Origin of the sequence: Pseudarthrobacter defluvii (genome assembly GCF_030816725.1) — a bacterium.
GTDB lineage: Bacteria > Actinomycetota > Actinomycetes > Actinomycetales > Micrococcaceae > Arthrobacter > Arthrobacter defluvii_A.
Genome location: NZ_JAUSYG010000001.1, coordinates 2,667,534 through 2,679,356, shown reverse-complemented (window position 1 = coordinate 2,679,356; position 11,823 = coordinate 2,667,534). Strand labels below are relative to the sequence as shown.

At 65.0% G+C, this 11,823-nt stretch carries 7 protein-coding genes, 1 rRNA gene and 1 pseudogene; 7 read left to right on the top strand and 2 right to left on the bottom strand.

All coding sequences use genetic code 11. The features are described from left to right. The first annotated feature begins 5 nt into the window (after positions 1-5). The 3 genes from argH to QF031_RS12560 all read left to right on the top strand — a co-directional run bounded on the left by argH (position 6) and on the right by QF031_RS12560 (position 2,906). The gene (argH, locus tag QF031_RS12570) at positions 6-1,433 is read left to right on the top strand and encodes an argininosuccinate lyase (RefSeq protein WP_307428449.1); all 1,428 of its coding nucleotides are present in this window, start codon (positions 6-8) and stop codon (positions 1,431-1,433) included. Positions 1,434-1,574: 141 nt separating this feature from the next. After that, on the top strand, positions 1,575-2,135 hold the full coding sequence (locus tag QF031_RS12565; RefSeq protein ID WP_307428447.1) for a pyridoxine/pyridoxamine 5'-phosphate oxidase: 561 nt from the start codon (positions 1,575-1,577) through the stop codon (positions 2,133-2,135). Between the two features lie 9 nt (positions 2,136-2,144). Next, positions 2,145-2,906 (top strand): maleylpyruvate isomerase family mycothiol-dependent enzyme, encoded by a 762-nt coding sequence (locus QF031_RS12560; RefSeq protein WP_307428445.1) that lies wholly within the window; start codon positions 2,145-2,147, stop codon positions 2,904-2,906. A 90-nt stretch (positions 2,907-2,996) separates the two neighbouring features. Here the strand turns inward: QF031_RS12560 and QF031_RS12555 are convergent, their stop codons facing one another. Further along, positions 2,997-3,491, bottom strand: a complete 495-nt coding sequence (locus tag QF031_RS12555; protein ID WP_307428441.1) for a methylated-DNA--[protein]-cysteine S-methyltransferase — start codon at positions 3,489-3,491, stop codon at positions 2,997-2,999. Then, positions 3,488-4,966: a DNA-3-methyladenine glycosylase 2 family protein gene (locus tag QF031_RS12550; protein ID WP_307428438.1), complete on the bottom strand. Its 1,479-nt coding sequence runs from the start codon at positions 4,964-4,966 to the stop codon at positions 3,488-3,490. Before QF031_RS12550 ends, QF031_RS12555 begins: the two co-directional genes overlap by 4 nt. Positions 4,967-5,090: 124 nt before the next feature. Between QF031_RS12550 and QF031_RS12545 the strand changes: the two are divergent. The 4 genes and pseudogenes from QF031_RS12545 to QF031_RS12530 all read left to right on the top strand — a co-directional run bounded on the left by QF031_RS12545 (position 5,091) and on the right by QF031_RS12530 (position 11,432). Continuing rightward, positions 5,091-5,772, top strand: a pseudogene (locus QF031_RS12545) (DNA-3-methyladenine glycosylase). A 63-nt stretch (positions 5,773-5,835) separates the two neighbouring features. Beyond that, on the top strand, positions 5,836-8,064 hold the full coding sequence (locus QF031_RS12540) for a HelD family protein (protein ID WP_307428435.1): 2,229 nt from the start codon (positions 5,836-5,838) through the stop codon (positions 8,062-8,064). 35 nt (positions 8,065-8,099) lie between these two features. Next, on the top strand, positions 8,100-9,413 hold the full coding sequence (gene tyrS, locus QF031_RS12535; protein ID WP_307428432.1) for a tyrosine--tRNA ligase: 1,314 nt from the start codon (positions 8,100-8,102) through the stop codon (positions 9,411-9,413). 497 nt (positions 9,414-9,910) lie between these two features. Further along, a 16S ribosomal RNA gene (locus QF031_RS12530) occupies positions 9,911-11,432 on the top strand. Positions 11,433-11,823: the final 391 nt, after the last annotated feature.

The following is an 11,823-nucleotide window of genomic DNA, read 5'->3' as shown; positions in this document are numbered from 1 at the left end:
CCCCTGTGGCTGAGCAAAAAACCGAGGCGACTAACGCAGGTGCCCTGTGGGGAGGCCGGTTCGCCGGCGGCCCTGCGGACGCCCTCGCGGCGCTGAGCAAGTCCACCCACTTCGACTGGCGGCTGGCACGCTACGACATCGCCGGCTCCAAGGCGCACGCCCGGGTGCTGCACAAAGCAGGCCTGCTGGACGACGCCGAGCTGGAAGGCATGCTTGCCGCCCTGACGCAGCTGGACGAGGACGTGGCCTCCGGCGCCTACCTGCCGGCGGAGTCCGATGAGGACGTGCACGGTTCGCTGGAGCGTGGGCTGATCGAGCGAACCGGCGCCCAGCTGGGCGGCAAGCTCCGGGCCGGCCGGTCCCGCAACGACCAGGTGGCAACGCTGGGCCGCATGTTCCTGCGCGACCACGCCAGGATCATCGCCCGCGGCGTGCTGGCCACGGTCGACGCGCTCGTGGAGCAGGCCAAGGTGCACCATGGTGTTGCCATGCCGGGCCGCACCCATCTGCAGCACGCCCAGCCGGTCCTGCTCAGCCACCACCTGCTGGCCCACGCCTGGGCGCTGCTGCGCGATGTGCAGCGGCTGCAGGACTGGGATAAGCGGGCAGGGGTGTCGCCCTACGGTTCCGGTGCGCTGGCCGGTTCCTCGCTGGGCCTGGACCCGGAAGCAGTGGCTGCGGATCTCGGATTTTTCTCCGCCGTGCACAACTCGATCGACGGCACCGCGTCCCGCGATGTCTTCGCCGAGTTCGCGTGGGTCTGCTCGATGATCGGCGTTGACCTGTCGCGGATCTCCGAGGAAGTCATCTTCTGGGCTACCAAGGAGTTCTCCTTCGTCACGCTGCATGACTCCTACTCCACGGGGTCCTCGATCATGCCGCAGAAAAAGAACCCGGACGTCGCCGAGCTGGCCCGCGGCAAGGCGGGGCGCCTCATCGGCAACCTGACCGGTCTGCTGGCCACGCTCAAGGGCCTGCCGCTGGCGTACAACCGAGACCTGCAGGAGGACAAGGAGCCGGTGTTCGATGCCGCAGACACCCTGGAGCTGCTGCTCCCGGCCGTGTCCGGCATGATCGCGACGCTCAAGTTCAACACGGAGCGGATGGAATCGCTGGCCCCGCAGGGGTTCGCGCTGGCCACCGACATCGCCGAATGGCTGGTCCGCCAGGGCGTGCCGTTCCGCGAGGCGCACGAGCTGTCCGGTGCCGCCGTCAAGCAGGCCGAGTCCCGCGGCGTGGAGCTGTGGGACCTGACGGACGACGAGTACGCGGCGATCTCGGAGCACCTCACTCCCGAGGTCCGCACCGTCCTCTCCACCGAGGGCTCGCTCAACAGCCGCAACTCCCAGGGCGGGACGGCGCCGGCCGCCGTCGAACGCCAACTGGCCGCGCTGGAAGGCGAACTGGCCGGGGTCCGGGAGTACGCCGGCTGAAACGCCCACTCACTTCCTGCATATTTTGGGCCAACGCCCGCTCACTCTCCTTAGGAAAGTGAGCGGGCGTCGTCCTTTAACCTGCGATACCTGAGCGGGCGTTGGGGGTTGAGGGCCGTTACCCGCCGCTAGGCTGGGGCCATGAGCGAAACCTTCCGCAAGTTCCTTCGCACCCTGCCCGACTTTCCGTCAGACCTGCCTGGCTTCGACCCGGAGAACGCACCGCAGGACCCGGCATTGCTCTTCAAGCAGTGGCTGGACGAGGCGCTGGACGCGGGGGAGCAGCAGCCGCACGCCTTCAGCCTGGCCACAGTTGGGGAGGCCACCGACGGCGGCACGCAGCCGTCCTCCCGGATGCTGATCCTGAAAAACATTGGCGACGACGGCTGGCACTTCGCCACGTCCCGCACCTCCCGCAAGGGCCGGGAGCTGGAAAAGTCACCAAGGGCAGCGATGAATTTCTACTGGGCAGGCCTGGGCCGGCAGGTCCGGGTGGCAGGTACCGTCACCGAGCTCTCCGCCGAGGCGTCCGCCGTCGACTGGCACGAGCGGCCGCGGGCAGACGGCAGCGACAATCCGGGGTGGCAGCTCTACGCCGTTCAGCCGGTTGAGATCGAGTTCTGGCAGGCCAGCAATGACGGCCGGCATGTGCGCCACCGGGTTGGGCCTGACGGAAGCCCCTTGGACGAACCGCTCGGCTAGGCTGGCCGCATGACCTCTCCTTCCCCTGCAGACCTGCTCGCCGGAATCCATCAAGCCGCCGTCGCCGTCGCCTCCGATGTCTCCAAGCTCACCGACGAGGACGTGAAGGCTCCGTCAGCCCTGCCCGGCTGGACGCGGGGGCACATTCTGGCCCACCTGACGGGCATCTCCAATGCCATGGCGCGCCAACTTGAGTACGCCGCGCGGGGAGAGACCATTGAGCTGTACGACGGCGGCATGGAGGGCCGGAACAAGGCCATCGACATGGCTGCCGGCCACGATGCCGCCACTCACCGGGAAGACCTGTCCGCCGGCCTCAAGCGTGCACTGCACGCGTTCGATGCGTTGCCCGGCGTCAAGGATTCGTCCGCGAACCAGACCGGCTGGTGGGCGCCCATTTCCTTCAGGCGGGGAGTGGTCCTGGACGGCGGACTGGCGCTGTGGCGCGAGCTGGTCATCCATAATGCCGACCTGCTGACGGGCCGGGGACCGGAGACCTGGAGCCGTCCGTTCTGTGAGCACCTGTTCGACTTCCTGGCCGCCCGCGTGCCCCAAGAGGAGAAAGTGTTGCTGCAGCCGCTTGGCCTGACTCCGGTGAGTATCGGCAGCGGCACCCGCTCTACCGTAGTCAGCGGCATGATCACCGACATCGCGGCCTGGCTCGCCGGGCGGCAGCCGTCGCTGGACAGCCTCCGGGCCACCGCTGCCGGGGACGGCGCAGACCTTCCCGGCCTGCTGCCCTGGCCCTCGGCGATGCCGGACCCCAAGTAGCGATTCGTTGCTCCAGCACTTCTGGTCCCTAAACCGGGGTTTTAGGGACCAAAAGTGATGGAGCAACCCAGGGGGCAGGGGAGGGAGTGGTCAGGCGGCCTCGCGGGCCAGCAGGCTTTCCTTGATGCGCAGGCCCCAGCGGAAGCCGCCCAGTGAACCGTCCGTCCGGATCACGCGGTGGCAAGGCACGAACAGGGCCGCTGCATTGAACGCGCAGGCGCTGGCGGCGGCCCGGACTGCACGCGGGTTACCGGCCAGGGCCGCGTACTCGGTGTACGTGACGGGTGAACCGGGCTTGACCTGCCGCAGCACGTCCCAGGCGTGGGCGCGGAACGGGCCGGACTGCTGAAGGACCGGCACGGCCATGGCCGGTTCAGGGTCACCGGCATAAAAGGCCTCGACGGCGGATGAGATCCCGCCCAGGTCTGTCACCTCTTCGACGGTGGCGGGCCGGAGCGTGGGGTGGACCTGTCCGGTCAGTTCGGCAAGGCTGGCGGTCCAGCCCGAGGCCAGGACCATTCCGTCCCGGGCGAGGACGGTGAAGGGCCCGTCCGGTGTGGCCAGCTGCAGGAGTTCGGCTTTCATGGCATTCCTTTCTCAGGAACGGTGGTTGTCGGGGCGGGCAGGGCCGCAGCGCGCCAGAGGTGCATGGTGGCGTAGGAACGCCACGGGCTGGTTTCGCGGAAGTCGGGGCTCAGGGCGTTGTTCCCATTATCGAGGGCGCGCATTCCGTTCCGGACCGCGGCGTCGTTGGCAAGGAAGATGTCCGGGGCGCCGAGGACGCGCATCGCCACATACCCCACGGTCCATGGCCCCACCCCGGGCAACGGCAGCAGTTTCGTGCGAAGGCTGGCAAGGTCGTCGCCGTACCCGAACTCGAGGTGCCCTTCAGCCATCCCTGCCGCGGCCTGCAGCAGCGACTCGATCCGGCGCCGGGGACCGCGCAGCAGGTGTCCGGCCGCCGCGATTTCCGGGGGAGTGGGAAACATCCGGTCCAAACCCTCGCCGGGAGCACTGGAAGGACTGCCGGCCGCCGACAGCTGAGTCAACGCCGTCCGGGCTGCCGCCACCGTGATTTGCTGGCCCACCATGGCCCGGACCAGCAGTTCCTGTGGATCCAGCGCGCCCGGCAGCCGCATCCCCGGGGCATCAGCTACGGATGCGGCGAGCCTGGGATCGGCGGCGAGGGCGCTGTCGATCGCTTCCGGGTCGGCATCGAGGTCGAAGAGCCTGCGCACGCGGCTCAGCAACGCCGGAAGGTCGCGCAGGTCCACCGCGCCGACGGTGAGCGTCAGCGGCCGTTCCCGGCTGCCGCCGTCGTACTCCACCTTGAAGCGCGCGTCGCCGTGGGGGAGCCGGAGGGTCCGGCCGTAGGAGGTGGCGGTGCCCTCCTCAATCCCTGGGACGGCGCGGACTGCAAGGAAGGAGAAGATGCCCGGGTCGAAGGGTGTGCGGTAGGGCAGTCCCAACGTCAAGGCAGTGCTGCCGCCGCCGGGCGCCGGATGCCGGACCGTTTTGCGCACTGCCGTGGGCGTCATGGCAAACACCTCGGCAATGGTCTCGTTGAACTGCCTGATGCTGCTGAAACCGGCCGCAAAGGCGACATCGGCGAGTTTCATGGAGGTGGAAACCAGCAACGTGCGGGCTGTCTGGGCCCTTGCCGCGCGGGCCAGGGACAGCGGACCGGCGCCAAGTTCCTGGCCCAGGATCCGGTTGAGCTGCCGCGGTGAATAGCCCAGGCGGGAGGCAAGGCCCGCCACCCCGTCCCGGTTGATGACACCGTCGTTGATCAGCCGCATCGCGCGCCCCGCCACGTCCTGCCGTACGTTCCATGCCGGTGTGCCCGGCACCGCCTCCGGCAGGCAGCGCTTGCAGGCGCGGTAGCCCGCTTCATGTGCCGCGGCGGAGGTCTCGTAGAACGTCACATTCGCCGCCTTGGGGGTCCGGGCCGGGCAGGAGGGGCGGCAGTAGATCCCGGTGCTCCGGACGGCGGTGAAGAACTGGCCGTCAAAGCGGGGATCACGGGCATCGATTGCCCGGTAACGCTGCCAGAAGTCCATTCCTCCATCCTGCCAGCCAGGGTCCCCTGCTACTAGCGGAAATCGGACATGGCCGTGGCAGCGAAAACCTCCGCCGGGCCGCGCTTCAACGCAGATGAAATCCGCAGCATCTGGGTAAGGTCACATGGTGAACGAAAGCACTCTTGGCGCGGAACGGCTGCGGGACTTCCTCTCTGCGGACGCCCGCGAGCTCGCCCCGCAGCTGCTGGGCGCCGTGCTGACCCATGAGTCGCGCGACGGCGCCGTGTCCGTCCGGCTTACCGAGGTGGAGGCCTACATGGGGCCCGAGGACTCCCTGCACCCCGACCCCGGCTCCCATACCTACCGCGGCCCGACACCCCGCAACGCACCCATGTTCGGTCCCGCCGGGCACCTCTACGTCTATTTCACCCTACGGCATGCACCACTGCACCAACATCGTGTGCGGTCCGGCCGGCGTCGCCTCCGCTTTACTGCTCCGGGCAGGGGAAATCGTAGACGGACTTGAGCTGGCGCAGCGGCGCCGGCCGACGTCGAAAAGTCCTTCCGACCTGGCCAGCGGTCCCGCCCGCCTTGCCAAAGCGCTGGGATTGACGACGGCGGACAGCGGCCGGGATGCGCTGGCTCCGCCTTTCGGCCTGGAGCTTCCGTCCGGGCCAGGGAGTCCCGTCAGCGCCGGCCCGCGGGTGGGCGTGGCAGGAGCGGGAGGATCCGACGAATACGCCTGGCGGTTCTGGTTAACCGGCGACCCCACAGTCTCCAAGTACAAGGCCGCGAAGCCGCGGAACCGCAAGCGGACGGCCAGTGCGCCGCCCGGTGCAATGTGACAGCGGCGTTAATCGAAATGGTAGTAGAATGGACGGTCTGTCTTTCGCGATAGGGGAACGTTAATGCTCGACGCCGAATTGGCCCACGAACGGGAGTATGTAGCCGGGTTGTACGCCCGGCTGGAGGAACTCCGGGAGGAAAAGCGCCGGCAGCTGGCGCAGGTCCGTCGTGCCGGAGCCGTGGGCACCATGCAGAACGTTTCGGAACGTGACGCGTTCGCCGCACTGTATGAGGACCGCCTGGCGCAACTGGACGCGGTGGATGACCGGCTGGTCTTCGGCCGCCTGGACCTTGACTCCGGCGAAGCGCAGTACATTGGCCGCATCGGACTCACCACCGAGGACCTGCAGAGGCTGATGGTGGATTGGCGCGCCCCCGAAGCCGGGCACTTCTACCAGGCCACCGCCTTCGACCGCCAGGGTGTACGCCGCCGCCGGCACCTGATCCTGCAGGGACGCGACGTCAAAGCCATCGAGGACGATGTCCTGGACGCCTCCATGCTCACGGACGCCGATGCCCTGCAGGGCGAAGGCGCCCTGCTGGCCGCGCTGAACTCCAAGCGGACCGGCCGCATGTCGGACATCGTCAGCACCATCCAGTCCGAGCAGGACCGCATCATCCGGTCCTCCATCTCCGGTGCCGTCGTGGTCCAGGGCGGGCCCGGTACCGGTAAGACCGCCGTAGCACTGCACCGTGCCGCCTACCTGCTCTACACGCACCGTGACCGGCTCAAAAGTGCGGGCGTGCTGCTGGTGGGGCCGTCGTCGTCGTTCATGAAGTACATCGAACGGGTGCTGCCCTCGCTCGGCGAGACCGGCGTGGTCATGGCCAGCCTGGGCCGCCTGATGCCCGGCATCAACGCCGTCCCCGAGGTGAACCCGGACGTGGCCGCCATCAAGGGACGGCTGGACATGGCCGCCATCGTGGCCAACGCCGTCTCCAACCGCATGCGCGTGCCCGCCCAGAACCGGATCCTCGAGGTGGACGGCCGCAAGCTGACCCTTACGCCCCGGCAGGTGCGCCGCGCGCGGGAACGCGCCCGCGCCACCGGAAAGCCCTACAACGAGGCACGGGTGACGTTCGTCAAGATCCTGCTGCGCGAACTGACCGAGCAGATGACTGAACTCGTCGAAGCCGGAAACATCGGCAACAACGCTGACCGCTCGTACCTTGCGGAGGACGTGCGGACCGCCCGGGACGTCCGGATCGCGCTGAACCTGTGCTGGATGCCGATGACGCCGGAGAAGCTGATCTCCGACCTTTTCAGCAAGCCGGAGATCCTGGAATTCTGCACCCCCAGCCTGACCCCGGCTGAGCGGGCACTGCTGCAGCGCCCCGCCGACGCCCCGTGGACCGAATCCGACGTCCCGCTGCTGGACGAGGCCGCCGAACTGCTTGGCGAGCTGGACCCTGCGGCCGGGCGCGGGCTGGCGCAGCAGGAGCACGACCGTGCCCGCGACCTGGCCAACGCAAAGCAAACCCTGGTGAACATGGAGGCCGCCGGCGTGGATCCGCTCATGTCCGCTGAAGAACTGGCGGAGCAGAACCGTGAGCAGGAAGCGCGTCAGAGCGCAGCCGAGCGCGCTACCAGCGACCGCACCTGGGCCTACGGGCACATCGTGGTGGATGAGGCCCAGGAGCTCTCGCCCATGCAGTGGCGGCTGCTGGTGCGCCGCTGCCCGCTGAAGTCCTTCACCATCGTGGGCGACATCGCGCAGACCAGCTCCGTGGCAGGTGCCAATTCCTGGCAGGGTGCGCTGGCCCCGATGTTCGGTGACCGCTGGCAGCTGGAGGAGCTGACGGTCAATTACCGCACGCCGTCGCAGATCGCCGAGGCAGCCGTCCGGATGGCCAACGCGGCCGGGCTGGTGGTCTCCGCCCCCAAGGCTGTCCGCGAGGGCCGCTGGGAACCCATCATCGACCAAGTGCCTGCCGGTGCCGTGGTGGACCGGCTCGTTGAGGTCCTCCCCGAGGAAATTGAAGCGCTCGACGGCGGACTGCTCGCCGTGATTGCCGACGGTGACCTCCTGCCCCAGGCCACCGCAGCCCTGCGTGCTGTCTACGGACGCAGGATCGGCAGCGGTGCCGGCAGCTACGAGCAGGACATCGTGGTCATCAGCCCACGTGAGGCGAAGGGCCTGGAGTTCGACGGCGTGGTGGTCCTGGAACCGTCCGTGATGCTCAACCACGAACACGGCAAGGTGGGGGACCTCTACGTGGCCATGACCCGCGCCACGCAACGGCTGCGCCTGATTGCGGCGCAACCCGTCCCTGCCGGCATTGCCCGCTGACAGGGCCCTTCAGCGTTACTGCTAACTTAGGAAGCGTGCCAGAACTGAACAACCTCGAACCGCAGCGCAACGACCCCACTTTCGCCAACATTTGGCAGGAACTGAAGTGGCGTGGGCTGGTCCATGTCTCCACCGACGAAGCAGAGCTCGAAAAGCTCCTCGCCAACGGGCCGGTCACCTACTATTGCGGCTTCGACCCCACCGCGCCGAGCCTGCACCTGGGCAACCTGGTCCAGCTGCTGGTCATGCGCCGGCTCCAGCTGGCCGGACACAAACCGCTGGGCCTGGTGGGCGGATCCACCGGCATGATCGGCGACCCGCGCCCGACGGCGGAACGCACCTTGAACACCAAAGAGACGGTGGCGGAATGGGTTGGCTACCTCCACGCCCAGGTCAGCCGCTTCCTGAGCTTTGAGGGAGACAACGCTGCCAGGATGGTGAACAACCTGGACTGGACGGCGCCTTTGAGCGCCATCGACTTCCTGCGTGAGGTGGGCAAGCACTTCCGGGTGGGCACCATGCTGCGGAAGGACGCCGTGGCGTCGCGCCTGAACTCCGATGAGGGCATCAGCTACACCGAGTTCAGCTACCAGATCCTGCAGGGCATGGACTACCTGCAGCTTTACCGCGACTACGGTTGCATGCTGCAGACCGGCGGCTCGGACCAATGGGGCAACCTCACCAGCGGCACCGAGCTGATCCGCAAGGTGGAGGGCAAAAGCGTCCACGCGTTGGGAACGCCGCTCATCACCAACTCGGACGGAACCAAGTTCGGCAAGAGCGAGGGCAATGCCATCTGGCTCGATGCCGGCATGTGCAGCCCGTACGCGTTCTACCAGTTCTGGCTCAACACGGCCGACGCCGACGTGGTGGACCGGCTCAAGGTGTTCACTTTCCTGACCCGCGCCGAGATTGAAGAGATCGCGGTGTCAGTGGCTGAGCGGCCCTTCGCGCGGGAAGGGCAGCGGAAGCTCGCGTTCGAGGTGACGTCACTGGTCCACGGCGTGGAGGCCACCGAGAAGGTCATCGCAGCTTCGGCGGCACTCTTTGGCAACGGCGATTTGGCTGCCCTGGACAAGGCGACCCTGCAGGCGGCAACCTCCGAACTTCCCTCCACCACAGTGCAGGTGGATGAAATGGGGATCGTGGACCTGCTGGTGGCGTCGGGCCTCTCCGAAAGCAAATCCGCCGCCCGCCGCACAGTGGGGGAGGGGGGCGCCTACGTGAACAACGAGAAAGTGTCGGATCCCGAGGCCGTGATTTCTGAATCTGAACTTCTGCACGGGCAGTACCTGCTCCTGCGCAGGGGCAAGAAGAACCTTGCCACTGTTGAGGTGCTGGTTCCCTAGCACCTTCGGGTCCTTGATGCACGCCTCCCGGCAGCCGATTTGCACGGTCGCTGGGGGGCGTGTATTGTTTTCTGAGTCGCCGCCGCTGAGTGGTGACAAACCCCCAACTAATGAGAAGCAATTCTCACCGCGCAGTGCGTGGGTCGAGAAAATTGCTTCGCATTCTGCTGGGCGGATTCATTCCACCGAGTAAATTCCGGGAAAACAACCGGATTTGCAAAAGTGAATATGAATGAAATAAGATAAAAACATCGCAGCGAAGAAATACGGAATAGAAATTCAATTCTGAATTGTTTCCGGGAATATTCGAATGTGTCTGTTGTTTGAGAACTCAATAGTGTGCCAAGTTTGTTGATACCGATTATGTAATGTGATTGGTTGAATTTGCCGAATCGTGCCGCCCCTGTGGTATTGGTTTGGTGTTTTTGGCTGGTTTCAAATTTTGTGCAGCCTGGTTCCGCGTTATTTCCGTGGTGCTTGGTTGTGTCTGTTTTTCTTCAACGGAGAGTTTGATCCTGGCTCAGGATGAACGCTGGCGGCGTGCTTAACACATGCAAGTCGAACGATGAAACCAGCTTGCTGGTGGATTAGTGGCGAACGGGTGAGTAACACGTGAGTAACCTGCCCTTGACTCTGGGATAAGCCTGGGAAACTGGGTCTAATACCGGATATGACCTTCCATCGCATGGTGGTTGGTGGAAAGCTTTTGTGGTTTTGGATGGACTCGCGGCCTATCAGCTTGTTGGTGGGGTAATGGCCTACCAAGGCGACGACGGGTAGCCGGCCTGAGAGGGTGACCGGCCACACTGGGACTGAGACACGGCCCAGACTCCTACGGGAGGCAGCAGTGGGGAATATTGCACAATGGGCGCAAGCCTGATGCAGCGACGCCGCGTGAGGGATGACGGCCTTCGGGTTGTAAACCTCTTTCAGTAGGGAAGAAGCGAAAGTGACGGTACCTGCAGAAGAAGCGCCGGCTAACTACGTGCCAGCAGCCGCGGTAATACGTAGGGCGCAAGCGTTATCCGGAATTATTGGGCGTAAAGAGCTCGTAGGCGGTTTGTCGCGTCTGCCGTGAAAGTCCGGGGCTCAACTCCGGATCTGCGGTGGGTACGGGCAGACTAGAGTGATGTAGGGGAGACTGGAATTCCTGGTGTAGCGGTGAAATGCGCAGATATCAGGAGGAACACCGATGGCGAAGGCAGGTCTCTGGGCATTAACTGACGCTGAGGAGCGAAAGCATGGGGAGCGAACAGGATTAGATACCCTGGTAGTCCATGCCGTAAACGTTGGGCACTAGGTGTGGGGGACATTCCACGTTTTCCGCGCCGTAGCTAACGCATTAAGTGCCCCGCCTGGGGAGTACGGCCGCAAGGCTAAAACTCAAAGGAATTGACGGGGGCCCGCACAAGCGGCGGAGCATGCGGATTAATTCGATGCAACGCGAAGAACCTTACCAAGGCTTGACATGAACCGGTAATACCTGGAAACAGGTGCCCCGCTTGCGGTCGGTTTACAGGTGGTGCATGGTTGTCGTCAGCTCGTGTCGTGAGATGTTGGGTTAAGTCCCGCAACGAGCGCAACCCTCGTTCTATGTTGCCAGCACGTGATGGTGGGGACTCATAGGAGACTGCCGGGGTCAACTCGGAGGAAGGTGGGGACGACGTCAAATCATCATGCCCCTTATGTCTTGGGCTTCACGCATGCTACAATGGCCGGTACAAAGGGTTGCGATACTGTGAGGTGGAGCTAATCCCAAAAAGCCGGTCTCAGTTCGGATTGGGGTCTGCAACTCGACCCCATGAAGTCGGAGTCGCTAGTAATCGCAGATCAGCAACGCTGCGGTGAATACGTTCCCGGGCCTTGTACACACCGCCCGTCAAGTCACGAAAGTTGGTAACACCCGAAGCCGGTGGCCTAACCCCTTGTGGGAGGGAGCTGTCGAAGGTGGGACTGGCGATTGGGACTAAGTCGTAACAAGGTAGCCGTACCGGAAGGTGCGGCTGGATCACCTCCTTTCTAAGGAGCACCTACAACCATCCGGCCTGGATGTATGTCCGGGTGTGGGGGTTGTCAGGAAGCAAGCCCGTTGCGCAGGCGATTGTCCTGCGGCGGGTGCTCATGGGTGGAATATCAACAAATAGCGGCTGTTTCTTTCTGCGCTCTTCTCTAGTACGAACCCTGGTGGTTCTGGAACGGTGGGGTGCGGGGTGGGGATGGTTTAGTGTTTGGCACACTGTTGGGTCCTGAGACAACAGGGCCACGGGTTCGCTGTCTGCGCCTTTCGGGGTGTGGGTGGTGTTCTGGTGGGTTTGTTTGTTTCTGGTTTCCCTGCCATGACGGTCCACGCGTGTTGATCCCTTTGGGGGTTTGTGTGTGGGGTGTGTGGTGTGGGGTTGTTGTTTGAGAA

Excerpts from the sequence above, each read along its gene's own strand:
- QF031_RS12555 (WP_307428441.1), bottom strand. The coding sequence starts at position 3,491 with ATGAAAGCCGAACTCCTGCAGCTGGCCACACCGGACGGGCCCTTCACC.
- QF031_RS12565 (WP_307428447.1), top strand. The coding sequence starts at position 1,575 with ATGAGCGAAACCTTCCGCAAGTTCCTTCGCACCCTGCCCGACTTTCCG.
- QF031_RS12550 (WP_307428438.1), bottom strand. The coding sequence starts at position 4,966 with ATGGACTTCTGGCAGCGTTACCGGGCAATCGATGCCCGTGATCCCCGC.
- QF031_RS12560 (WP_307428445.1), top strand. The coding sequence starts at position 2,145 with ATGACCTCTCCTTCCCCTGCAGACCTGCTCGCCGGAATCCATCAAGCC.
- QF031_RS12540 (WP_307428435.1), top strand. The coding sequence starts at position 5,836 with ATGCTCGACGCCGAATTGGCCCACGAACGGGAGTATGTAGCCGGGTTG.